At 70.7% G+C, this 24538-nt stretch carries 14 protein-coding genes and 1 other RNA gene; 9 read left to right on the top strand and 6 right to left on the bottom strand.

What is annotated here, in order from left to right; genetic code table 11:
* The first annotated feature begins 251 nt into the window (after positions 1 to 251).
* On the top strand, positions 252 to 2285 hold the full coding sequence (locus tag AC069T_RS22130; RefSeq protein WP_062647826.1) for an N-6 DNA methylase: 2034 nt from the start codon (positions 252 to 254) through the stop codon (positions 2283 to 2285).
* Positions 2286 to 2478: 193 nt separating this feature from the next.
* On the opposite strand, the gene AC069T_RS22135 is transcribed toward AC069T_RS22130, so the two are convergent.
* The gene (locus AC069T_RS22135) at positions 2479 to 3960 is read right to left on the bottom strand and encodes a serine/threonine-protein kinase (RefSeq protein ID WP_062647828.1); all 1482 of its coding nucleotides are present in this window, start codon (positions 3958 to 3960) and stop codon (positions 2479 to 2481) included.
* 182 nt (positions 3961 to 4142) lie between these two features.
* Between AC069T_RS22135 and AC069T_RS22140 the strand changes: the two genes are divergently transcribed.
* The 6 genes from AC069T_RS22140 to AC069T_RS22165 all read left to right on the top strand — a co-directional run bounded on the left by AC069T_RS22140 (position 4143) and on the right by AC069T_RS22165 (position 16240).
* On the top strand, positions 4143 to 5984 hold the full coding sequence (locus AC069T_RS22140; RefSeq protein WP_234437013.1) for a PD-(D/E)XK nuclease family protein: 1842 nt from the start codon (positions 4143 to 4145) through the stop codon (positions 5982 to 5984).
* The gene (locus AC069T_RS22145; protein WP_062647830.1) at positions 5977 to 7218 is read left to right on the top strand and encodes a pPIWI_RE_Y domain-containing protein; all 1242 of its coding nucleotides are present in this window, start codon (positions 5977 to 5979) and stop codon (positions 7216 to 7218) included. Before AC069T_RS22140 ends, AC069T_RS22145 begins: the two co-directional genes overlap by 8 nt.
* Positions 7211 to 10984: a pPIWI_RE_Z domain-containing protein gene (locus AC069T_RS22150; RefSeq protein WP_319093071.1), complete on the top strand. Its 3774-nt coding sequence runs from the start codon at positions 7211 to 7213 to the stop codon at positions 10982 to 10984. Before AC069T_RS22145 ends, AC069T_RS22150 begins: the two co-directional genes overlap by 8 nt.
* Positions 10985 to 11055: 71 nt before the next feature.
* Positions 11056 to 14106: a pPIWI_RE module domain-containing protein gene (locus AC069T_RS22155; protein ID WP_319093072.1), complete on the top strand. Its 3051-nt coding sequence runs from the start codon at positions 11056 to 11058 to the stop codon at positions 14104 to 14106.
* Positions 14107 to 14239: 133 nt separating this feature from the next.
* Positions 14240 to 15100, top strand: coding sequence for a BRCT domain-containing protein (locus AC069T_RS22160; RefSeq protein WP_329470534.1), 861 nt, complete (start codon positions 14240 to 14242; stop codon positions 15098 to 15100).
* Positions 15101 to 15853: 753 nt separating this feature from the next.
* Positions 15854 to 16240 carry a hypothetical protein gene (locus AC069T_RS22165; protein ID WP_062647838.1) on the top strand — a complete coding sequence of 129 codons (387 nt, stop codon included), beginning with the start codon at positions 15854 to 15856 and terminating at the stop codon, positions 16238 to 16240.
* Between the two features lie 816 nt (positions 16241 to 17056).
* Here AC069T_RS22165 and rnpB read toward each other — a convergent pair.
* Positions 17057 to 17460, bottom strand: an RNA gene (gene rnpB / locus AC069T_RS22170) — RNase P RNA component class A.
* Positions 17461 to 17515: 55 nt separating this feature from the next.
* Complete coding sequence (locus AC069T_RS22175; protein ID WP_478784367.1) at positions 17516 to 18955, bottom strand: RNB domain-containing ribonuclease; 1440 nt, start codon at positions 18953 to 18955, stop codon at positions 17516 to 17518.
* A 157-nt stretch (positions 18956 to 19112) separates the two neighbouring features.
* Here AC069T_RS22175 and yaaA point away from each other — a divergent pair, with 157 nt between their 5' ends.
* On the top strand, positions 19113 to 19913 hold the full coding sequence (gene yaaA, locus AC069T_RS22180; protein WP_478784368.1) for a peroxide stress protein YaaA: 801 nt from the start codon (positions 19113 to 19115) through the stop codon (positions 19911 to 19913).
* Positions 19914 to 19985: 72 nt separating this feature from the next.
* Complete coding sequence (gene eda, locus AC069T_RS22185; RefSeq protein ID WP_478784369.1) at positions 19986 to 20714, top strand: bifunctional 4-hydroxy-2-oxoglutarate aldolase/2-dehydro-3-deoxy-phosphogluconate aldolase; 729 nt, start codon at positions 19986 to 19988, stop codon at positions 20712 to 20714.
* 13 nt (positions 20715 to 20727) lie between these two features.
* Here the strand turns inward: eda and AC069T_RS22190 are convergent, their stop codons facing one another.
* The 3 genes from AC069T_RS22190 to AC069T_RS22200 are packed head-to-tail and all read right to left on the bottom strand — an operon-like array spanning position 20728 to position 24148.
* Entirely contained in the window at positions 20728 to 22545 is a 1818-nt protein-coding gene (locus AC069T_RS22190; RefSeq protein ID WP_478784370.1) for a histidine phosphatase family protein, read from the bottom strand.
* Positions 22546 to 22556: 11 nt separating this feature from the next.
* Positions 22557 to 23300 (bottom strand): zinc ribbon domain-containing protein, encoded by a 744-nt coding sequence (locus AC069T_RS22195; RefSeq protein WP_358855770.1) that lies wholly within the window; start codon positions 23298 to 23300, stop codon positions 22557 to 22559.
* Entirely contained in the window at positions 23297 to 24148 is an 852-nt protein-coding gene (locus tag AC069T_RS22200; RefSeq protein ID WP_478784371.1) for a Nif3-like dinuclear metal center hexameric protein, read from the bottom strand. The genes AC069T_RS22195 and AC069T_RS22200 overlap by 4 nt, the downstream gene beginning before the upstream one ends.
* Positions 24149 to 24538: the final 390 nt, after the last annotated feature.

The following is a 24538-nucleotide window of genomic DNA, read 5'->3' on the forward strand; positions in this document are numbered from 1 at the left end:
GCGTTTAGGTGTCGAGCCTGTACAGCGTCAAGGGGCTTGAGTTCTACTGCGTGGTCGTGGCCGGGATGTCCGTCTCCGCATTCCCGTTCCTCGATCAGGTGCATGGAGCGTCTGAACGACCATGCCTGACCTGTGAACAAAGTCAATGGCCGTAGTAGCCTGACGGACGTAAGAGGAGAAGGGTGGCTCGATCACGCACCCACCGTCGGGGGCAAATCCTCGTTCGCCCAAGAAACGCCCTGGGAGTGCAGATGACCACGCCTCGCGCCGTACCGGTGACTCTGGCCGAAATCGCCCGCCTCGCCGGCGTCGGGCGGGCTGCCGTCAGCAACTGGCGGCGGCGGCATCCGACCTTCCCCCAGCGCATCGCGGGCACCGACGTCAACCCCCAATTTTCCATGACCGACATCGAGAACTGGCTGCGCGAGAACAAGAAACTCAAGAAGTCCGTCGAGCGGGAATGGCTCTGGCCCCGCTTCGAGGTGCTCGGCGGACGCGACGAGACCGGGGATACCATCGCACGGACGGGACGGCTCCTCGCCAGCCAGGAGGACGAGGATTGTGGCCAACTCCCCCCTGAGGCTGCGGAATTGATCGACCGGACCGTGGCGCTGGGGCGGCGCGAGGGGGAAGCCGAAACATTCGCGTTCCTGCTGCGCCGGTGGCTCGATGTCCACGTACGCCAGATCGCCACGACGCCGGAACCCCTGGCAGCACTCATGGCGAGCCTCGCTCTCAGCGCGGCCACCAGCGCTGGGAGCGGCTCGAACAGCGTCACAGTGATGGATCCGGCCTGTGGCACCGGGCACCTGCTCGTAGCCGGGGCCGAAGCGGTGAAGGCAGCCGGAGGCGGGGAGCCCACCCTGCTCGGCGGTGACCGCGACCCTGTCCTCGCCGCACTTGCGGACGCCCGCCTGAGACTCGCTGAGAGGGAGGGCGGGCGGGCCGTCATCGATGTGCGAGCTGGCGACTCGCTGCGCGACGACCCCTTCGCCGATGACCCCGCCGACATCGTCCTGTGCAATCCGCCCTTCAGCGAACGGGACTGGGGATATGAGGAGCTCGCCACCGACTCCCGCTGGAGCTACGGGCTGCCCCCGCGCACCGAGCCCGAACTCGCGTGGGTCCAGCACTGCTTGGCCCGGCTGCATCCCGGCGGCGCCGCTGTGCTGTTGCTGCCGCCCGCCGTCGCGGCCAGGAAGGCCGGACGACGAATCCGCGGTTCGCTGCTGCGCACCGGCCACCTCCGGGCCGTCGTCGCACTGCCGCCGGGATGCGCGGCACCACACAGCGTCTCCCTGCACCTGTGGCTGCTGCAAACGCCCGTGCCCGGGAAGGAGAAGCAGGCGGGCGGGCGACTCCTGGTCGCCGACGCCGCGTCACGCTTCCCCCGGGATTCCACGCGGGAGAGCGCCCCCGCCCCCGACTGGGCATCGATCGGCGCCTTCGTCCGCGAGGCCGTCGAGCAGGCCGACTCCCCGCAGCTCCCCGCCTACGTCGCGCAGGTGCCCGTCATCGAACTCCTCGACGACGAGGTCGACCTCACCCCGGGACGCCACATCAGCCCGTCCCCAGCGGACACCGCGCCCCGACTGGCCGCGTCCTGGGGGGAGTTCACCGCACTCACCGCAAGCGTGGACAAGTCGGCGCAGCTGCTCGCCGCGCTCGACCTCGTCGCAGCCACGGCGGACACACCGACAGCGACCACCGTCGCCGAACTCGCCCGGGCCGGTGCACTCACCCTGCGCGGCGGCCAACAGCCACCGGAGAAGTCGATCAGCACCAGCCCCTCGTCCGACGGCGACATCCCCTTCCTCACCGTTCCCGACCTATTGGGGACGGGGGAACCCGGGGGCTGGCTCGCCTCCGACGGCGATTCGGCCCGCGAGGCCGTGATCGTCCAACCCGGGGACATCGTGGTCGTGGGCGTGGCGCGGAAATTCTCCGCCTGGGTCCACGAGGGGCCGCCGACCGCCCTCGGTCCGCAGCTGCATGCCGTGCGGGTGCAGCCCGAGCAGCTCGACGCCTGGTTCCTCGCCGGTTCGCTCCGCGCCCCGGCCAACGCCCGGCAGGCCGGCACCCACACGACGAGTTCCTCCCGCATCGACGTCCGCCGCCTCCAAGTCCGCCAGGTCCCGCTCAGCGAACAGCGCCGCTACGGCGAGGTTTTCCGTGAACTGGACTCCTTCGAGCGGGTGTTGCGCCGCGCCACCGACCTCGGCGCGGACCTCGTCCGCGACCTCGGCGACGAAGTCGCGGCCGGACGCCTGGCGGGCGGGGCGTAGGACGGCGAGCGTGACACGGTGGCCGGGTCCGTCTGGCTCACGCAACGCTCTGCCGCCAACTGTGAGCGTCATGCGGCCCGGCCTGCGCGGACCGTGCTTACGTACTCGTGTCCGTGGGACCGGCGGGTAGTCTCCGGTCGTCCGCAGGATGCGGCCGTGCGTCGACGACATCGCCCAGCTGCTCAGCGAGCGGTCACGCCCCCACATCCCCCGGGTCCGCCAGGCGGGCCGAGAGCTGGGTGTCGACCGCGACGCGTACGGCCTCGACGCGGGCCGCGAGATCCAGTGTCAACCCGGCGGCGGTGCGGCCCGCCGCCTCGACCGCCCTGATGGCGGACTCCAGCTCACCGAAGGCGAGGCGGCACTCGGCGAGGCGCAGCCGGATGACCGCCCGTTCGGCCCGCTCGGCCGGGCCGTCCCCGTGGATGAGGTCGTCACCGATGGCTCGATAAAGACGGGTCGCGGAGCCGAAATCGCCGACCAAGCGGAGTCCGTCCGCCGCTGCCTGCCACACACGGCGTACCAGGGGACGACGCTCTCCCCACTCGCTGCGGACCCGTTCCGTCAGGCCAACCAGCACGGCGGCCGCGTCGCCCGGCTCGCCGGAGGCGATCTCCGACTCGGCCTGCGTGCACAGCTGGTCGACTGCACCCTGATCCAACCACTCCTCCTCGGTCGACGCGGATTCGGCGGGCGAGGGAGCGGGGGCGGGGCGGCGCGGGGCCCGCTCCTGCGGCCGACGCAACGGGGCGGTGGGGTCGGGGTGCGTACGCGGACTGGGCCCTGGGGCACCAGGCCGAGGCGCGAACGGGGCCAGCATCGCCAGCACCTCGCCGACGGCGGGACGCTGCTCGGGCTTCTTGGCAAGCATCCGTACCACCAGATCTTCGATCGGCTCCGGGATGCCCGCGGCGTACACGCTCGGCGGCAGCGGCTCCTCGTGGAGGTGCTTGTCGGTCAGGCCGGAGTCCGCACCGAGCGGGAACGGGGGCCGTCCGGTGAGGAGTTCGTAGAAGATGCAGCCGAAGCAGTAGACGTCCGTACGAGCGGTCGGCTCCAGCTCCAGGAGCTGTTCCGGCGCCAGATAGCCACGGGTGCCCAGCGTCGAACCGTGCGCCGTGTACCGCGTGGCATCGGCGCGCAGTGGCTTGGCGATCCCGAAGTCGATGAGGACCACCGCGCCCTCGTCGTCAATCATGATGTTCGCGGGCTTGAGGTCCCGGTGAACAACGGGGAGCGTATGCGCACAGGCCAGTGCCCCGGCCATCTGCGCGGCGACGGCGACCGCCGTGGCAAGGGGCAGGGGATTGTGCTCGTCGAGGAAGGTCCGCAGGCTCACCCCGTTCACCAGTCGCATGGCGATATACGGCACGCCCTGGTGCGATCCGCTGCCGTACAGCTCCGTGATACCCGGGTGGTCGAGCGTACCCAGGAGGCTGGCCTCACGCCGGAACCGGGCGTTCCTGACTGCGAGTTCGGCCTCCCGCTCGTACGGTTCGAGGCAATAGAGGGCCTCGGAGTCGTGGCGCAGGAACTTCACCGCCACCTCCCGGCCCCCGGACACCTCGCGGGCCCGCCAGACCTGGGCCATCCCGCCCTTGCCGAGCGAGTCTCTCAACTCGTAACGCCCGTCGATGAGATCGCCCGCACTGGGCCTGTACGTATCCGCGTCCACCGCCGTGCCCCTTTGCGCTCCTGCTTTATCAGGCACACCAGAGTAGCGTGAAGGGAGCATCACGCGAGTAGTCCATGGACTGAGTTCACAAACGTATGTCATGCTCGACTGGCATCGGGCCTCAATAGAGTCCCATCAGTCCTGGGCACCTCCTGCCCATGCCGCCATCCACGGGGGTCAGCATGCAGAATCCATCGGGTGTCGTCGGCCACGACTGGCTGATCAAGGCGAGCCCCCGGATGGCCCGGCCCGACGACGCGGCCTGTCCTACCCACCGGCGCACGGCGATGCGCCCCCTCCTCGTCGCCGAACCGCCCGTACCGTTCCGGCCCGACCCGCGCGAGGAGTTCCCGTTCGCCCCTCTCTTCACGGCCCTCGACCTTGTGGAGCACAGTGGCTGGCCCATCGAGCGGGTGCGTGAGGAACTCCGCAACACCCGCGGCCCCTTTCGAGGGTGGGGCGCCCCGGTCCACCCCGCTCACCTGGCCTGGACCGCCCACGCCCTGGAGCGCTACATAGCCGCCCGCCACCAGGAGCAGGCTGCTGCCGTCGAGGCCGGACTGCCCCCGACCGAGCCGGTGTTGAAGCCATGGACGTGGCGCACCCTCCGCACGGACACCCCCGATCCGCGTGGTGTCCGGCAGTACGAGCACACCCTCTGGGGGCGAATGTACGCCTCTCAGGACGGAATGGTGCGCGACCTGTGGCTCCCCTCCCTGGGCCGCGCCAAGACCGGCCGCCCCGATGCCGAACTCGCGGCCGTGGCCAAGGTGATGGTGTACGGCGCGCCCACGCCGCGGCGTAAGGCGCGCAGCGAACCTCCGCCCACTGCGACCGATGTCGTCCGGCCGCCCGGACTGCTCCGCGTCTTCGATGTCGGATGCGCCGACGGCTCCGTACAGGGGCTGCTCTCCACAGACCCGGCCGAGGCGAGCCGGCGATTCACGGAAGACGCCGTGCCTGCCTTCCTCTCCGCCGCGACCGGAACCGGTGTGCGGCCCGGGGAGAGCTGCGTCGACTGCAAGGCCCTCGCCAGCTGTACGGATCTCAAACGCACCCCGCGGCTGTGGAACGGGCGGCCCCCGGTCCCCGTTCGCAAACGCCGCTCCATATCTGTCTGGGATCTGCGCCTGCACGCCGAGTGTCCTGCCCAGTACCACCTGGTACGGCGGCTGCACCTCAACGATCTGTCCAGAGAGAACCAGGGCGCACAGCGCGGCCGGGCCGTCGATGCTTGGCTCGACGCGCAGCACGCCGAACGCCCAACGCGGGGCTGCCGGGACCGTCAGCCCCCGGGGCCGGTCGACATTCGCGCCCGTACCGTACTCGACGACGCGTCCGCACGCGAAGCCGCCGCCATGCTCGCCGAGCACCGGCTGCTGTGTCCGCTCAACGGGCTCGGCGCCGACGAGGAGGTGCTTGTACAGCATCGGGTAACGACGTACGTGCCCGAGCTCGACGTCGTCGTCCTCGCCGTACCCGACCTGGTGTACACCCATCGCGGACGATGGATCTGGCGCGAGACCAAGACGTCGGCCCGCCCGCTGTGGGAACGCGAGTCACTGCTCCGTACCTACCCTCAACTCGCCCTCGGGGTACTGCTGTTCCATGCAGGTGCGCTCGGCGCCGAGCCGCGCCGGTCCTGGGTCGAACTGGAGCACCTACGCGAAGGTCATGGGGAGAGCCGGCTCGAACCCATCGACCCCGGCCGCGCTGAGAACGTCGACGAAGCCCGGGCCGTCATCGCCGAACTCGCCCAGCCACTCCTGGACGACACCACGTACGAACCGAGGACCGGGCGCCACTGCCACGGCTGCCAAGCCCGGACCTGGTGCCGGCCCGGCACCGCCTACGTCACCGACCATCCACGCCCGGGAAGCCCCGCCGTGGACACCCCCTACGAGGAGACACCCCGGCACGTACCTGACGAGCAGCTCGCGCCCGACCGCCTGTCCGCCCCAGGGGCAGCGTCCTCCCCGGATGCGAGGCCCACACCGAGAGGAGAGGCCTCCGCTCATGACTGACCAGCAACTCGTACCGGACTGGCTGTCCAACCCCGATGTCGTCCTCCTCCGGGACGTCGCCACCGCCGTCCTACACCTGGCGGCCGTCGACCGCCTCGACTCCTTCACCCTGCCCTACCCGCCCGCCGCGCAGCGCGCCTTGGACGCCCTCGTGCTCCAGTGCCTGCGCAACAGGGCCAAGCCTCCAGCAGGGGTGCCCGAGATGATGCGCTGGGCCCGAGCCCGTCCCCTGGGCAGCTGGCCCCTCGACAGGCTGCCCGCCGATCTGTTCGACGCCGCCGACCGACTCATCGACGCGGATTCGGGAGAGCCCGCGCAGCTCTGCCACGAACTCGCCGTGCAGGGACACGGCGACAGCACCGGACGACAGTACGACCGTCTGGTAATCCACGAGGCCCTCCGTGCCTGCCGCGCCATGTCATCGCCCGAGTCGTACACGGCCTTCCGCCGCCTTCTGGTCACCCAGCCTGTGCTCACGGAGGCGGACTGGACCGAGGTCAGTACGGACCTCTTCCTCGACCCGGTCCGCTTCCTCATCGAGGAGATCTACGCCCCCGTCCCCCTCGGGTTCCGCCGGAACGGGGCTTACCTGTGCTGCCACCGCTGCCTGACCCTGCTCCACCCGGTGTCCAACAACGAGTGGTGGTGCGAGCGTGACCAGTGTCGGCACCGGGGCCCCGCACCGCACGGGAGGGAACTCGTCGCGGCGGAAGTGGGTGAGCTGCGCCAACTGCGCAAACCCCTGCGGCAGTTCGTCACCGGTCCCGGACGCTCCGAGGTATCGCTGGAGAGCGAACTGCGTGCCCTCGGGCTCACCGTCGAGATGTGGCCCGGCTTCGACGCGTACGACCTGCGCGTCACCTTCCCCGACGGCCACGTGTGGGCCGTCGACGTCAAGGACTGGGCACACCCCGCCTTCCTCGGACGCGCCGCCGCCACGGTCCGCGCCGAGCCGCCGTACGACGAGGCCTGCTGGGTGGTGCCGAGCTTCCGGGTGCGCGCCCGCCGCGACTACCTCGACGTCTACACCCGGGAGCGTGGTGCGGGGGCGGACGGCCTGCGGCTTCTGACTGACAAGCAACTGATACGGGCCGCACGGCTGCGGCTGTCCGGCGAACGCGGACCGGACGCGTCCATCGCGCCCACCCGCACAGTGCGCACCCAGTCGCCCCCGGCCGGAAACCACACGGCGCCGGCCGATGGCGCCCGGAAGAACGGAGCGGATCATGCGTGACCGCAGCAGCTGGTACCAGCCAGTCGTCGCCGCCCTGGGTCCCTGGCCCGAAGAGCATGCCCGGACCCGGCCGACCCTACTCTGCCAGGTCGAGCTCGCCCTGCGGTTACTGGAGACCGTGGCACCCGGCCACGCGGCCAACGGAGCGTGGACACTTCTCGGCGGTCATGGTCTCCGGTTCGTGCAGGCCGCGAAACTCCCCATCGGAACCGCCGAGCAGACCGCGCTGACCGCAGCCCGACACCTGCTCTGGCCGATGCGCCGCGGCCGGATGTGGCGGCAGAGCCTGGATGCCTACCTGGAGCTGCCCGAACGGCTGCGCGCGTACTACGTACCGGCGGCCGGGGAGCCTGCTCTCCGGCTTTCTCTCAAAGTGGCCGCCGATCGCTTCACCACCTACGACGACGCCCTCGCGGACCTCCCCGGCTTCACTACGAAGCCACTCCCCCAAGCGGAGGCGGGAGAACACCGCTTCATCGATCGCCGCCACCGGCGTACCTCCGTCTCGATCCCCGCCGACCTCGTACGCGTCCCCTTCCCCGGCCACCCCCTCACCGCCGACCGCCCGGCCACCGCGGGCCCCCTTGATGTACCGCTCGGCGAACTCGCCGACGTGGCGCGGTGGATGGATGGTGAGGAGCGGCGCCGTGGGCTGAAGGCGGGAAACTGGGAGGAGCGCCTCGACCACCTCGAACTCGACACCCGCACCCCGGACGGGACGGCATTCGAGGAAGCGGATGCGCTGCGACTCGACCGGCTCACCCACCTCGTCGGCATGGTCGGCGCTGGCAAGTCCACCCTGATGACCTTGCTCGCCGTCTGGGCGCACCAGAATGGTCTGCGCATCACCCTTGTAGTCGGCGACGTGGCCGAACAGCTCACCCTGACCGAACTGTTCCGCGCGCTCGGTCTGAGCGCCGCCCTCGTGCAGGGCGGCACCACGCGGCCCCAGCACACCCAGCGGCTGCACCGCAGGCTCGCCGCACGCGGGGAGCACTCGTTGCTGGCCCACACCCTCCCCAGCTTCACCCACCTGAGCACCGCCTGCCCGCTGGACGCTCTCCGGGCCCTCGACACGTCCGAGCCGCTGCGCTACGCCGACGCACCGTGCGGTGCCCTCCACCCCGCACCCAGCAAGGAAGCCGTCGAAGAACCGGTGGGCGAGCGCGCCGTACGCGAACTCGAACACGCCCGGGGAATCGCCGGAAGGGAGACCGCCGCGGACGATGCAGACAACGAGGACTTGGGCACCCCGCACGCCTGTCCGCTGTGGAGCGCCTGCCCCCGGCACTCCTCCGCCCGCGACCTCGTGGACGCGCTGATCTGGGTGGCCAATCCCGCCAGCCTTGTCCAGACTGCCGTACCGCGCCAACTCAACGCCGAACGCCTGCGTTACTTGGAACTGGCCTGCCTACGCAGCGACATCTTGATCGTCGACGAGGCCGACCGCGTACAGATGCAGCTCGATCAGATGTTCGCGCCGTCGGCCACCCTCGTCACCACCGGTGTCTCCGAATCCTGGCTCGACCGGCTACAGACCCATGAGATCGCCGAACTCGCCCGGCAGGGACGACTCCAGCTCTCCGACCAGGACGTGGAACGGTGGTCCGCCGCACTGGATGTTGTCGGATCCGCCGCGGACCGGCTGTACGCCATGCTCATCGACGACGAAGGGCTGCGGAACTGGGCGCAGATAGACTATTTCAGCGCGTGGACCCTCCAGGAGAAGCTGCTGCACGCCTGGTACCCGCCGGTGTCGAGCCGGGCCGAGGGGCAGCCGAATAGCCGCACAGACGAAGGAGGCATTGAAGACGAGAGCGCGCTGTACGAAGACGAAGACGGTCTCGGAGACGACAGCGACATCACTGCTCCGGAGGCTCCTTGGGAGCAGCGCCGTATCGAGATCACCCGGTTCTTCGACACGTTCCGCGACGATCCGCTCGGCGGGCGCGGCCCCTACGGGACGCCCGCGGACGAGCTGACCGCCCTCGCCCACGACGTTCTGCACACCCTTGACGAGAAGCGGACACGGCGCCGCGTCCGCAGCCTCCTCGACTCGCTCCTCATCGGAGCGCCGGGGCCAGAGCAGCGCCGCGCGCCCGTCACCAAGCGGGGTAAGGAACCGGCCTCCGAGGACGTGCCCCTCACCGAGGCATGGCGCGAACTCAACGCACGCCGACTGGAATTCACCCTCGTTCTCGCTGCCCTGCACCAACGCCTGGACCGGGTTACGTTCCTGTGGCCCCAGGTGGAGGCGGCACTGCGGCTCGACGCAGCCAGCCACGAACTGACCCGCCGCCCGCCCCTCGACTACGCGCCCCTCCTACCCGAGGCGCCCATGGGAAATGTGCTCGGCTTCCAGTACCTGGTAGACGAACGTGCCGCGGCCCGTAACAAGGACGGTCACCGCACCGGTACTCTGCGCTTCTTCCGCTGCGCAGGCGTGGGCCGCGAGCTGCTTCTCAACCTTCCCCAGCTCGGCGCCGACCCCGGCCGCGGTCAGGCGGGCCCGCATGTCTTGTTGATGTCGGGCACCAGCTGGGCCGGCACCTCCACCAGGGCACACGTCCTGGCTCCCGTGCGCGCGGTTCTTAAACCGCAGAGAAAGGCGCTGGATGCCATCCGGAAGACCGTGTTCCGTACCGAGTTCCTCTACGACGCCGCCGGGCAGCCGATCCGGCTCTCCGGGCAGGACCCTGACCATCGCGAGGACGTCCTGCGTCTGATGATCGACCGGCTCGCCCGGTCCCGGGGCGACGGAAACTCCTCTCCGCTGCAGAGTGAACTGGCCCGCATCCCCGACCAGCGCCGCAAGCGCGCCCTGCTCCTGGTGGGCAGCTACGCCGAGGCCAAGGTGGCCGCCGCTGCCCTGGACGAGATCCCGCGCTGGCGCGGCCGGGTGCGTGTTCTGGCAGCTGACGACGCCGAGTTGGAGACCGCAGTCGAGGGTGCGCCCCCGTCGGGCAGCCGGACATCGGACACCGGATCGCGTACGGGATCAAGGGCCGGAGCGGTCCGGCGCGGAGACCTCGCCTCCTTCGCCGACGACTCGGACGCCGAACTCCTCGTCGCTCCCCTCCTGGCCGTCGAGCGAGGGCACAACATCCTCACCGTCCCCCAGCGTCCGGGCGAGGAGAGAGTGGCGGCGTTCGGGACGGTGTTCTTTCTGGTCCGACCGCACCCGCGCCCCGACGACCTGACCCTGGCCGTCTTCGCCGTCAACGACTGGGCGACCCGGTTCGTACGCGGTCAACTGACGTGGCAGGAAAGAACATTCGACGAGCTGGTTGCCGAGGCGGGCAGCCTGGACGCGGCTGGCGGCGCCTTCCGAACCACCGCCCGCGGCGTCTGGCGGCACCTGCTGTCCCGGCCCTATATCTACTCCTCGCTCCCTGAAGACGAGAAGAAATCCTTCGTCTGGGACCAGCTCGTCACCATCTGGCAGGTCATCGGACGCCTCGTGCGCGGCGGCGTGCCCGCCCGCGTCGTCTTCGTCGACGCGGCCTTCGCGCCACAGCTCGCAGCGGCCCAGGCGCCTTTCACCGAACAGGGACGGCAACCCCGCCGTACCAGTGACCCGGGATTGCTCGTGCGGCTGCGGGACGTCCTCGCCCCGTACTTCGGGGAGAGCGGGGTCGGGGGCGCCTTTGGGGGCGCGCTCCCCGACCCCGCTGACGCCGAGCTCGTCAAACTGCTCTACCGCCCGCTATACGAGGCGCTGTGCGTCATGGGAGCACCTCCGCCCGACCCTCTCGACGCGGGCTGACAGGCATCGACCGACGCCGTCGATGATCTGGCCTGCCATCGATCACGTACGACTTCGCAGGGAGAACCGACATGTACAAAAATACCCGCCGATCCGCGTACCACCTCGCCGAAGACAGCGCTCCCTGGACTGAGGACTTCCGCGCGCTAGCCTTCCCCGAACACTGGCACGCCGGACTCCTCGATCTGCACAACCACGGGCGGGACGAGGAGAAGCAGCTGCTGACTCTACCCACCCGCCGGTTCGATGGTGTCCTCCAGACCCTCGCCCCTGACGTGATCGTCCGCCCCCGGCCCCGGACGCCCGTCGAGCCGGGTCCGCAGGTAGCCGAGGACTTCTGGATGTACGTACCCGCCTCGGTCCCTGATCCGCTGCCGGGCCGTTCGCTGCAACAGCTCCTTGATGCCTGGCTGCGCACACTGGGTCCCAAGGGCGCCGCACAGGACCCCGGATTTCGCTCGCTTCTACTCGCCAGCAGCGCCGACCTGAAGCGGAACCTGCCCACGTGGCAACCCGTCGCCGGCGTCGAACTGCTCACCACCCCGACCACCGCGGGCGGCACCGCGGCCCCCGAACCAAGGCAGTTCCAGCTCGCCACCGACGCACTGGCACGCCGCATCCTGGCCCTCGGCGCCTACCCGTTCGAGGGCGGACAGCTGCGCTTCCGTGCTCTGCCCCGGGGGCCGCGGGACCAGGGCGCTGAGCTCATGTCGCAACCCCTGTGCCGGACCGTCAAACGGAAGGAATGGTGGTTCTCCGTCGTCCTGAACATCTCATTGCACACCACACCGTTCGACCCCAGGCCGCGCCTCCACCTGCACTGGGGCGTACGACGCTGGGCCACCCACCCGCGGGCCACGACCAAGCGCCTTAACCTGTCCTACCGTGAGGCCACTACGGCCTACCTCCGTCCCACCATCCCTTGGCTCCCCGGAGCACCAGCCACCGAACGCTACGCCGTCGCCCGGCTGCGTCGCGACCGGGCCGCCGATACCTTCGTCTGGTCAGAGAACGACACCGCCGGCATCCTGCGCGGACTCAGCCTCGCCGGCAATTTCCCCGACCCCGAACAACTCCTTACCGAGCCGGTCTCCTGGATCGGCGAGGGCCGCGGAGTCCGCGGCGCCGTTGTCCACAGCACCCGAATGGGCAAGCACGAGATCGGCGTCGGCTTCATGCCCAACCAGCGGGCCCAGCTGACCGAATGGGCCGAACAGGCCCTTCCCGAGACGTTGGTCCGGGTGCCCGATCTGACACGGGGACGCGGCAAGGGCATCGCCGCACCGGAGAACCGGCGGCCTAAGAAGAGGACCGACGAAATCAAGAAAGCCGAGGGCCAGGCCCGGCGCGTGGCACTCGCCACGCAGGCCCGGATCGACGGCCACGGTCCGCACCAGGATGCCCCGCCCGTGGTGGAAGCCCGGCTGCTGTGGCAGTCGCCTGAGGTACGCAAGGAGGCGGTGGCACAGTTTGCCGAGGTCCTGGGACTCGATGGCGACGGCGGTGTCTCCGTCGCACACGTCACGGATCAGGACTTCGACGAGGCCAGGCCTGGGTCACCGATCGTCCTCGAATGGCGGACGGCTGAACTTACCCTCCGCCTGCGCTGCTTGCCCCTCGCCGATGGGCTTGGTGACCGGCTTGTACCCGATCCCGTCGTCAAGGCAAGGGGTGCAGCCCTCGCATCGGCCGTCGCCGAACGTCGCCGCGCCTTGCATGCCTGGCTTCACGCGGACGGTGTTGTCCCCTCCCGGCCGGGCCTTGCCCTGGTGGAGATCGCGCACCGAAGCACTTTCCGTCCCACATCGACGGACCCAAAGTTCGCTGTCCGTCTCGGGTGCGCCGACGCCGGGCTGCTGACCCAGTTCGTCGTGACCCCGTCCACCGACCGTCAGATCGACAACGCGGAAGATATCGATCACCGCACGCACAGTTCCTGGCTTGACGGACTGCGCCAGCTCGGCGTCCGTGTCCTGCCCCAGCACACCCTCGGCGACGACCTCCCCGACGCACTGCAATACGCGGCTGTGTGGATGGTGAAGCGCCGCAAGGATGGCCCGACCCGGCTGCCAAAGCACCTGCCCGTGGCCGTCCTGGTCACCCCGCTGCCGGATGGGGAAGGCATCGCGTCCGTACGCGGCTGGGACGACAGTACGGGGGAGTGGGTCTCCTACCCACGTTTCCTCCTAGGTCTGGTGAAGCAGGCCGAGATAGACCCCGAAGGATTCGCGGAGCCCGAGCCTTCGACCGATGGCCCGCACATCAGCGCGCCCCGAGTCACCGGCAAGCAGTGGCGTACCAACCTCACCCAGCAGCGCAAGGAGACCGCGGCCTTCCTCCAGCGCGTCCTGCACTCCCTGCGCGGGCAGCCCACCGTCCTGATCACCCATGCGCAGAACAGCAGGCTTCACTGGCCGTGGCTCCAGGACGGACGCATCGAACGTGACCTGATCAGGACCGGTCACGCCCCCGCCGGCCGTCTCGACGACGAGCTCCGGCTCGTCCGTGTACGCGGGTGCGGCGGACGCGAGAGCGCCCAGTGGTGGGGACTGGCTGACCCTGGCAATCCCCATGGTCAACCGGCCGGTTTCTGGAAGCAGACTCCCAGCCAGGACCATGGAGAACCCGTGAGCGAGCGAATCTTCTACAGCACCACAGAACGCCCCGCAAGCCACCCGGTCTCACCCTCCCTCGACCGGCTCGCCACCAGGGTCAACGCGGCAGGCAACCTCACCTCGCAGGCAGGCACCAGCGCCTGGAACCCAACTCTGATGGAGATCGCGGTACTGGGTTGCCACGAGGACACCGACCCGGGTGCCCCAGTACCGGGCCAGGCCGACGACGCCGAGGCACTCGCCCTCGCCATGCACCAGCTGCGCCAGGCACCGGACTACGTCTCAGCACTGTCTCTCCCATTGCCACTTCATTTGGCGGGACTGGCCCAGGCGTACGTCCTCCCTGTTCTAGCTGATCGCGACGAGAGCCCAGGCGAGGAAACCACGGAGGCCGCCGTGGAAGGGAGCACAGAGCACCTCGACCCAGACCTGACCGATGCAGCCGGACTGTCCACAGAACCCGACATCGACGATGACTATGTGGCGGAGACACTCAGCGCCTCATGAGCCGGGCCGTTGACCGAAGACTCCGGGATCCGTGCATGCAGGCCAAAGCACAGGACCCCGAAGTTGACCAGTAGGTCAGGGCAGCACGGGTTCCACGACCGACGCCAGACGGCACCGGAGACACGTCAGAATCATGAGGCAGAAGAGGGGGATCATGGACGGCAGGCTCTGCGATGGCTGGGTTCGCTCGCTCAGAGGACAGACACTCTGCTTCACCGGCAAAGTGCTCATCGACGGCGAGTGGACCATCCGAAAACACTGCATCGAGATTGCCCTGAGGCTCGGGGCGGGGTGGAAACCAGACTTCTCACGCAAGATCACTGTCGTGGTTCATGGTGATCTCGCAAGCCAGGTTGTGACCGACGCACGCCGGGAGTACAGCCAGAAGCTCGTGCGTGCAGCGTGGGAGCGCGACCGGGGCTACCACGTGTGTGTCGTGGACGCGGACGGCTTCGCGGACCTCCTCGGACGATTTCCCGCACGTTGTCGAGAGCTGCGACAAGCTGAGAGCGGCAGTGACCGAGTCCTCGTACTGCCTCAGACTGGGGATGGCATCCTCGGCGGCCCACTCCGGCGACGGAGCGTCGGTCAGCACGAAGCTGGTGCACTTGCGCTCGACCTTGATCAGCTCGACAAGGGCACGAGAGCACACGAAGCAACTGTCACAGCACTGGTCGAGCACCTTGCTCGACAGCAGATCGAGCTTCGCGGGCATGCTCGCCACGCTCCGAGGTTCGACGCGGGCTGGTCGCGCGGCGACGACGTGTTCATCGCTGAGGTCAAGAGCCTGACCGGCGCGAGCGAGGATCAGCAGATTCGGCTGGGAATTGGCCAGGTCCTCGACTACGCCCACCAGCTCCAACGTGTTAGGACCTTTGGGCAGATACGCCCTGTGCTGGTCCTGGAGAAGCAGCCGGACGACCCCAGATGGAGGTCGCTCGCGGAGGCCAGCGGAATTCTACTGACGTGGGCTCCGCTTTTTGCGGGCTGCTGAGCATCCGTCCGCGCCACAGTCGATAGCTGCGCTGGTCCTCCGATCCGCAATCCGTCGCACGGCAGCGCGGACTGCACCCCAAGCCTTTAAGATCATTTACGGAGAGCACCCAACGAGCACGCCGTACCCGGCCAGTAATGCACCTTGCCTCTACAGTCAATCCGGGCCAGCTGACACTCAACGCACCGTCGTTGACGGGGTGTCGATGATTATTCTCGTGCGCTCGACCGTTGAGCTGACCCAGTCCGCGGACTCTACGAAACTGGGTCAACGAAGTTGAGCGGTGCGAGGTGCCCTCGGGCTCGGCGGGTGGTGACGCAGCGTGTGCGTAGCCGCTGGTTGGCCGGGTTCCGGAAGCCGTTCGTATTCCGCGCGCATAGCTTGATCATCCGGTTGACGCCCTCGCTGGTGGCGTAGCAGTGGCCGGTCGCGATGAAACGCCGAGATCTTGGGCCACGAGCAGTCGAGAGTGACCGCGAGCTGGCGGACCTCGGAGTCCGCGTACCAGGTGAGGACCTTCCAACACAGGTGGCCGACGCGCTCGCGGTCGGCCCGGTGCGGGCGAGGGCGAGCAGGTCCCGCAGCCGCTCCTGCGCGATGCACGCAGTCAGCAGCGCCATGCCGATCTGGCCGGCGTCCATCACGGCGTTCCGCATCTTCGTGAACTGCACGCCGTACCCGGCCAATAATGGACATGTCGATGGCCACCTTCCATAAGATTGCCCCTGATGCGCGGCCAACGAGGAGGTATGGGTGGGCAATCTGGGGGGATACCAGATGATGACGACGCTGGCGAAGAAGGTGGGCGGCCCCGGGGCGCTGGCCGTCGTCACTGCCGTGGGCGGGTGGGCCATCGGCCGGGGTGCTGAAGCTGGCGGGAAGAACGTATTCAGGGCCGCCAAGGCTGCGGCCAAGAAGCGGAACGCCCCGTGCTCGACGAAGGGCCAGGTCTTCGACGTCGTGTCCGACGGCGAGGACGGCAAGGGCCTCGCGCTCCGGGCAGGTGACCAGTACCGAGTCATGGAGTGCGACGAGGAAGCGATCCTTATCGAGGTGCTCGGTGGCACGAACAATCCCTACTTCACGTCAGCACAGTTCCTGGCGTCGGTGTCGGGCTTCCCCCACGGCGGAGAAGATTAATGCCGAGTAGCTCGACTGCGGGTGTAGGCACTCGAGTCAGGGGCTGACTCGCGCATCGTAGAAGCCCCGTGAGTGCGGCGCTTACGGGGCTTCTACGCTGATGTCGATCCAGGTCGCTCGGTCTCGAGTCCGTCATTCGAGTCGATCCCGAACTCGGCCGCCGACGTGCGGGCGCGGTCAACGGCGCAGAACTGTGCGCTGTCCAGTTCGTGCGTCGCCAGGACGGCCGAGCCGCCGTTGAGCGTCCCGCCCAGGATGCCCGGCGGGAGGCCACAGCCGTGTCGTTGCTGGCTCTTCGCTCTTGAGCGGTGCGCCTGGCTCTTGTCGCTGACGTGCTATCACGGTCGGTGACGGGTCTGTCGGCCCCGTTATGAGGCGCTCGTGGTCCTGAGTAATCATGCGCACGGCTTCCGGAACCCTGCTAACCAGCGGCTACGCACACGCTGCGTTACCACCCGCCGAGCCCGAGGACACCTTGAACCGCTCAACTTCGTTGACCCACGAAACTAGGGACAGCTCAATCCCGCCTGCCCCGCCATGCCAGTGCGCGCCACACAGGAAGACACACCGGACCATACTTTCCGCTGCCTCGGAAGCGTCCAGACCCACTACCCACCAGCCTCCGACTGCGTTCTGCACGCGACATGACGCCGATATTGCCCCACTTGCCCCATACGAGTCGGACCGGAGCGACGATACTCGGCGTACACATCCACGATGTCACTCACCCGCACGGCCCAGATTCGACCCGGATTCGACCCCGAGAGTTTGTTTAGCCAAAAAACATGGCCTCTGACCTGCAGAAATAAAGAGCGGCAGACGAGCAGGGCTATACGCCGGGTTCTGTTCCGGTGGGTTCTTGCGAACCCGCCGGCGACGGCCATCCATCTAGGGCCGGCGTTGCCGCCGGCCTCGTGCGGTCTACCCGCGGACTCGGGCGAGCAGCCCTCGAACGTCCGCGCAGAGCGCCTTTCACAGCGCTCCTTTTGACCTTGCTCCGGGTGGGGTTTACCTAGCCGCCTGAGTCACCTCAGGCGCTGGTGGTCTCTTACACCACCGTTTCACCCTTACCGAGGACCTGGATCCCCGGCGGTCTGTTTTCTGTGGCACTGTCCCGCGGGTCACCCCGGGTGGCCGTTAGCCACCACCCTGCCCTGTGGAGCCCGGACGTTCCTCGGGGAAATCCACAAGAACCTCCACGCGGCCGCCCGCCCGGCTCGTCTGCCGTACTGGCCATGCTACCGGGCGTACGGGCGCCCGCCGTCCCGAGCCCGCTCAGGCCGGCGCGAAGCTCACCTTCGCCGCGCCCGGGTCCGCCTGGGTGAGGCGGACGCGCAGGCGTTCTCCCAGGGGGAGCGGGGTCGTGGGGCTCTCGATGCGGGCGACGATCGCCGGGTTCTCCAGCTGGACGGTGCCGACGGTGGGTTCGCGTTCCTTCACGTCCACCACGCAGCCGTCGAAGAGTTCGCCGACGCGGTCCTTGAGCAGGGCGGCCTCGACGGTGTCCACGCACGCGCGCTCCACGGAGCCGGCCCTGCGGGTGCCCTCGGCCATCTCCCTGGGGAGGTCGTCCAGGGCGGCCAGCACCCAGTCGGGGGGCGTCCGGCCGGCGACGGCGGCGAGGCAGATCTCCGCGGCGTACCGGTCGACGAGCCGGCGCAGCGGGGCGGTGCAGTGCGCGTAGGGCGCGGCGACGGCGGCGTGCGAGGTGAGGTCGGGGAGGGCGCCGTCGCGGAAGACGGTGTAGCCCGCGCCGCGCAGCAGCGTCGTGCACTCCTGGAGGAAGGCCGCGTGCGGCGGGTGGTGCGCGTCGAGGGAACGGATCAGCTGCGCGTACGAGACGTGGTGCGGCCAGTCGACGCGCAGCGCCTTCGCGGTGCGGCGCAGGCGGCCCACTGCGCCGTCGGGGGCGGCCGGGAGCGTACGCAGGACGCCGGTGCCGTGCGCGAGCATGAGGTCGGCCGCCGCCATCCCGGTCAGCAGGGAGATCTGCGCGTTCCAGCCCTCGGCGGGGAGCGGGGCGCGGAAGGCGAGTTCGTACGTGTGGTCGTGTCCGACGATCTCCTGTTCGGGGACGTTGAGGGAGATGCCGCCCCGCTCCTCCTCCAGCCGCTCGCGCAGCAGGCCGATGTCCTTGAGGAGCGTGAGCGGTTCCTCCGCCGTCCCCTCGTCGAGCTGCCGCTGCACGTGCTCGTAGGCGAGTTTGGCGCGGCTGCGGACGAGGGCCCGGCGGACGTCGGCCGACTCCGTGCGGCCGTCCGCGTCGAGGTCGATCGTCCACAGCACGGCCGGGCGGACCTGGTCGGGCAGCAGGCTGGCCGCGCCCTCGGAGAGCCGCGGCGGGTGCAGCGGGACCCGCTCGTCCGGGAAGTAGAGGGTGGTGACCCTGCGGTGGGCCTCCGCGTCCAGGGCACCGCCGGGTGCGACGAACGCCGCGACGTCCGCGATCGCGTAGTGGACGCGGTATCCACCGGGCCTGCGGGACAGGTGCATCGCCTGGTCGAGGTCGGTGGAGGCGGGCGGGTCGATGGTGAACAGCGGCACGTCCGTCGCGTCGTACGACGGGAGGCGGGGCGTTCTCGCGGCCTGCTCGGCCTCGGCGAGGGCGCCGGCCGGGAAGATCTCGGGCACGTCGAGCTCGGTGCGCAGGGCGCGCAGCGCTTCCCGCAGCGGGGCTTCGGCTGCGCCGGTGACGCGTATGTGACGACGAGGCATGCAGCGAGCGTAGGCAGAAAACGGCCCGGAGGCGGTACCGGGGGGTGTCTCGGTGGGTCCTGAGCGGGGGGTGCGGGGCGTGGCCCGGGGGCGCGGGCGGCCCGGCCGGACCCCGTACCCTGGCGCCGGGCCACCGCCACCATGAGGAGAAACAACCGTGCTCGTCCTGCTGCCGCCCTCCGAGGGAAAGGCCCCGTCCGGCCGGGGCGCCGCCCTGAAACTGGAGTCGCTGTCCCTTCCGGGGCTCAACGAGACGCGTCGGGCGGTCCTCGACGAGCTGGTCGAGCTCTGCTCCGGTGACGAGGAGAAAGCTCGCGAGGTGCTCGGCCTGAGCGAGGGCCTGCGCGGTGAGGTCGGCAAGAACGCGCTGCTGCCGGCCGCCGGGACGCGGCCGGCCGGGGAGATCTACACGGGGGTCCTGTACGACGCCCTGGACCTGGCCTCGCTGGACACAGCCGCCAAGCGGCGCGCGGGGCGGTCGCTGCTCGTGTTCTCCGGGCTGTGGGGGGCGGTCCGGGTGAGCGACCGGATCCCGTCCTACCGCTGTTCCATGGGGGTGAGGCTGCCGGGGCTCGGAGCGCTGGGCGCCTGCTGGCGGGCGCCGATGGCCGAGGTGCTCCCGGAGGCGGCGGGGTCCGGGCTGGTGCTCGACCTGCGCTCGTCCGCGTACGCGAGCGCCTGGAAGCCGACGGGTGAGGTGGCCGGGCGGACCGCGACGGTGCGGGTGCTGCACTCGCAGCTCGTCGACGGGGTGGAGAAGCGTTCCGTCGTCAGCCACTTCAACAAGGCGACGAAGGGCCGCATCGTGCGCGCCCTGCTGACCGCCGGTGCCGTGCCCGCGAACCCGGCGGAGCTGGTGGAGGCGCTCCGGGACCTCGGGTACGCGGTGGAGGCGCAGCCGCCCGCGAAGGCCGGCCGGGCCTGGAACCTGGACGTGGTGGTCACGGAGATCCACTGACCCACCCCCACGCGCGTTGCAACATGCGCAACGAACTTTGCGCATGTTGCACACCCCGGGCAGGATGAGGGCATGACCTCGTCGCTGCCCTCGTCGCCGTCCGCCGCCGAGCCCCCGGCGCCGGCCGGCTCCGCGCCGGACTCCGTACTGGACTCCGCACCGGACTCCGTGCTCGACTCCGTGCTGGGCTCCCTGCTGGATCTCGCGCCCGTCGTCCCCGTGGTCGTCGTCGAGGACGCCGCCGACGCCGTTCCGCTCGCGCGTGCCCTCGTCGCGGGCGGCCTGCGGGCGATCGAGGTGACGCTGCGGACGCCCGCCGCGGTCGCCGCGATCCGGGCGATCGCCGCGCAGGTCCCCGACGCGCTGGTCGGCGCGGGTACGGTCCTCTCCCCCGCGCAGGTGACGGACGCCGTCGCCGCGGGCGCCCGCTTCCTGGTCAGCCCCGGCTGGACGGACGTACTCCTGGAGGCCATGCGGGCGTCCGGGGTGCCGTTCCTGCCGGGGGTGTCCACCACGTCGGAGGTGGTGGCGCTGCTGGAGCGCGGTGTGCGCGAGATGAAGTTCTTCCCGGCGCAGGCCGCGGGCGGCACCGCCTATCTCAAGTCCCTCGCCGGGCCCCTTCCGCAGGCCCGGTTCTGCCCGACCGGCGGGATCGGGCTCGCCTCCGCTCCGGAGTACCTGGCGCTGCCCAACGTCGGCTGCGTGGGCGGCAGTTGGATGCTTCCGGGAGATGCGGTGGCGGCCCGGGACTGGGGCCGGGTGGAGGCGCTCGCGCGGGAGGCGGCGGCGCTGCGCCCCTGAACCGGGCCGCTCCTCAGCGCAGGTGGGAGGTGTCGTTCAGCAGCCGGAGGCTGGCGTTGCCGTCGGCGTAGTACGCCAGCGCCGACAGGGAGGCCGCCGACAGTTCCATGCGGAACAGGGCCTGCGGCGGGGCGCCCAGGGCGAGCCGTACGAGCGTCTTGACGGGCGTCACGTGCGAGACGAGCAGCACGGTGCGGCCGGCGTACGCGGCGACGAGCTCGTCCCGGGTCGCGGCGACCCGCCGCTCCACGGCCGCGAAGCTCTCACCGCCGCCGGTGGGTTCGGCCTCCGCCGAGTGCAGCCAGGCGTTCAGGTCCTCGGGGTGGCGTTCGCGCACCTCCCCGAAGGTCAGCCCCTCCCACGCCCCGAAGTCGGTCTCACGCAGACCGTCCTCGACGACCACGTCCAGGCCCAGGCGGCCGGCGACGATCCCGGCGGTCTCCCGGCAGCGGGCCAGCGGCGACGACACGATCGCCTCGATCGTGCCGCGCGCGGCGAGCGCCGCGGCCACCCGCCGGGCCTGATGCCGCCCGACCTCCGACAGCGCCGGATCACTCCCCCCGCTTCCGGAGAACCGCTTCTGCGGGGTCAGCGGCGTCTCACCGTGCCGCAGGAGCACGAAGGTGGCGGGGGGTCCGAGGTCGGCGGGTGGTGCGGTGTGGGCGACGGGAGCACCCTGCACGGGGGGTGCGGGGACTGTGGCTGCTTCGGCGGGCTCTGGGGATGCGTCCGCGCGGGTACGGCCGTGAGCTTTGCTCGGTTCGGCGGACGCCGGTGAGGCGGCGCTCGGTCCGGTGGGTAGGGGGGCCGCGCCGGGCGCGGAGGGCGCCGGGGATGCCTCCGGGCCCGTACGGCCGTGAGCTGTGCCCGGTTCGGCGGACACCGGCGCGGCGCTCGGTCCGGCGGACACCGGGGAGGGCTGCGGTGTCGTGTATCCGTCAGGCGTGCCGGGTCCGGCGGGGGTCGGGGAGGTGCCCGGCGCCGTGGGCGCGGGGGACGTGCTCGGCGTCCTTGCCGCGTTTCGTGCGGCGCGGGCGTCGGCGGCGGCCCGCAGGTCAGGTACGGGGCGCGGGCCGCCGGTGTCCGCGGGGACGCCGTCGCCCGGTGTCCCCGGTGTCCCCGGGGTGTCCGGGGTGTCCGGGGTGTCCGGGGTGTCCGGGGTGTCCGGGGTGTCCGGGGTGTCCGGACCGGCGGGCGGAGGTGCGGAGGCGGCCACCGCCGGTGATGGGGCGGGATGCCGGAACAGGGCCGCGCTGGTCCTCGTCGGCTCCGTCGCCGTCACCGGAGGGCGCGCGAGGGCCGCGCGGGCCCTGGCCGCACCGGCGGCGGCGTCGCCGGGCGGGCCGGCGGGCTCGGGAGCCGCGGTCCTCGCCGCTCGGGCGGCGAGGTCGGCCGTCGAACGGGCCGCCGACCACTGCTCGCCCCGCCCGCCCGCGTCCATCGCCTCGTTTGCGAGCCGGTCGGCGTGCTTGTTCCGCTCGCGCGGGATCCACTCGTAGGTGACCTGGGCGGCCGGGAGCACCCGGGCGGCCTCGGCCGCGAGGGGCTTCATGTCGGGGTGCTTGATCCTCCAGCGGCCCGACATCTGCTCGACGACGAGCTTGGAGTCCATCCGGACGCGGACCGACGCGGCCGGGTCCAGCGCGCGGGCGGCACGCAGGCCCGCGACCAGACCCCGGTACTCCGCGACGTTGTTCGTGGCGACGCCGAGGAACTCCGCGGCCTCCGCCAGGGTCTCCCCCGTCGCCGCGTCGATCACCACGGCGCCGTACCCCGCGGGTCCCGGGTTGCCCCGGGAACCGCCGTCTGCCTCGACGATGAACTGCCGCACCCGTGCGTCCCCTACAGGCCCGACTCGGACGTGCGCACCAGGATGCGGCGGCAGTTCTCGCAGCGCAGCACGGTGTCGGGAGAGGCCGCCTTGACCTCGTTGACCTCCGTGATGTTGAGCTCCAGGCGGCAGCCCTCGCAGCGGCGCTGGTACAGCCGGGCCGCACCGACACCGCCCTGCTGCTGGCGGAGCTTGTCGTAGAGCTTCAGCAGGTCGGCGGGGACGGAACCCGCGACGACCTCGCGCTCCTTGGTCACGGACGCGGCCTCGCCGTCGATCTCCTCGCAGGCGGCGTCCCGGCGGCCCGTGGCGTCGTCGATCTTCGACTGGACGGAGGAGACCCGCTCGGTCAGCTCGGCGACCCGCTCCTGCGCGGACTCGCGGCGCTCCATGACCTCGAGGACGACGTCCTCCAGGTCGCCCTGCCGCTTGGCGAGGGAGACGATCTCGCGCTGGAGGTTCTCCAGGTCCTTGGAGGACGAGACGGCACCCGAGTCGAGGCGCTTCTGGTCGCGGGCGGCGCGCTGGCGCACCTGGTCGACGTCCTGCTCCGCCTTGGTCTGCTCGCGGGCGCAGTCGCTCTCCTCGGTCTGCGCGGCGACGAGCAGGTCGCGCAGCTGGATGAGGTCCTTGTTCAGCGACTCGATCTCGGCGTGCTCGGGCAGCGACCTGCGCCGGTGCGCAAGCTGCTGCAGGCGCGCGTCGAAGGACTGGACGTCGAGGAGTCGGATCTGGTCGGCGGGCGCGGCGTTCAGTTGGGGGCTCCTGTTGATGTGTTCGGTGAGGCCGCGTGGGCGGTCCAGGGGTCGGTGACCGTCCGGGAGACGTGGACGCGAAGTCCCCATCCGTGCCGGTCGGAGATCTCGTCGAGCTGGGCGGCGGCCAGCTCGCACCAGGGCCACTCGGTGGCCCAGTGCGCCGCGTCGAGCAGCGCGAGAGGACTGTGGGCGCGGGCCTCGGACGCCGGGTGGTGGCGCAGGTCCGCGGTGAGGAAGGCGTCGACGCCCGCGGCGCGCACCGCGTCGAAGAGGCTGTCGCCGGAGCCGCCGCTGACCGCGACGGTCCGGACGAGCGCGTCCGGGTCGCCGGCGACCCGGATGCCCTGCGCGGTGGCGGGCAGCCGCTCGGCGGCGCGGGCGGCGAAGTCGCGGACGGTCAGCGGGTGGTCCAGTTCGCAGACGCGGCCGAGGCCCCGGCGGCCCTCCGCGTCGGTCGCGTCCGGGACGAGGGGCCGTACGACCCGCAGGTCCAGGGCACCGGCGAGGGCGTCCGAGACGCCCGGGTCGGCGCGGTCGGCGTTGGTGTGCGCGACGTGCAGCGCGATGTCGTGCTTGATGAGCGTGTGGACGGCGCGGCCCTTGAAGTGCGTCGCCGCGACCGTGGTCGTACCGCGCAGGTAGAGCGGGTGGTGGGTGACCAGCAGACCGGCGCCCAGCTGCACCGCCTCGTCGACGATCTCCTGGACGGGGTCGACGGCGAACAGCACCCGGGACACGTCCTGGTCGGGGTCGCCGCAGACCGTGCCGACCGCGTCCCAGCCCTCGGCCCTCTCGGGCGGCCAGAGGGCGTCGAGCGCGGCGATGACTTCAGACAGACGGGGCACGGGGAAAGGCTACCTGGCTCCCGTCCCCGCCCGACCGGTCACGGGTGACTTGAGCTGCCCGGCCCGACCGGGGGGAGTTGCCGGCGGCACCCGGCGGTCGGGGTCGGCTCTGCCGCCGGGGGGCGCGGCGGGCGCCGGGGTACGTCGGCGGGCGCCGGGACCCAGGCACCCGCCCGAGGGGCGCGGCGGTGCCCGGCTAGGTCGGAGGGCGCCGGGACCCATCGGGCAGTGCCCCGGGTGGGGCGAGCGCCGGGGCCGCGCGTGCCGGGCCGTCGCGGAGGCCGCCTGGACCGTCGGCGGCCTGCCGGGACCCGGTGAACACGGGGGCCGTCGCGGAGGCGTGGTCAGTCACGGGTGCCGGCCGGCGGCAGGCGCCGGGACGGTCGGCAG

Source organism: Streptomyces sp. NPDC043867 (assembly GCF_056435845.1).

Bases quoted from the DNA above. Each gene is read 5' to 3' on its own strand.
- AC069T_RS22130 (WP_062647826.1), top strand. From the start codon at position 252: ATGACCACGCCTCGCGCCGTACCGGTGACTCTGGCCGAAATCGCCCGC.
- AC069T_RS22140 (WP_234437013.1), top strand. From the start codon at position 4,143: ATGCAGAATCCATCGGGTGTCGTCGGCCACGACTGGCTGATCAAGGCG.
- AC069T_RS22145 (WP_062647830.1), top strand. From the start codon at position 5,977: ATGACTGACCAGCAACTCGTACCGGACTGGCTGTCCAACCCCGATGTC.
- AC069T_RS22150 (WP_319093071.1), top strand. From the start codon at position 7,211: ATGCGTGACCGCAGCAGCTGGTACCAGCCAGTCGTCGCCGCCCTGGGT.
- AC069T_RS22155 (WP_319093072.1), top strand. From the start codon at position 11,056: ATGTACAAAAATACCCGCCGATCCGCGTACCACCTCGCCGAAGACAGC.
- AC069T_RS22160 (WP_329470534.1), top strand. From the start codon at position 14,240: ATGAGGCAGAAGAGGGGGATCATGGACGGCAGGCTCTGCGATGGCTGG.
- AC069T_RS22175 (WP_478784367.1), bottom strand. From the start codon at position 18,955: ATGCCTCGTCGTCACATACGCGTCACCGGCGCAGCCGAAGCCCCGCTG.
- eda (WP_478784369.1), top strand. From the start codon at position 19,986: ATGACCTCGTCGCTGCCCTCGTCGCCGTCCGCCGCCGAGCCCCCGGCG.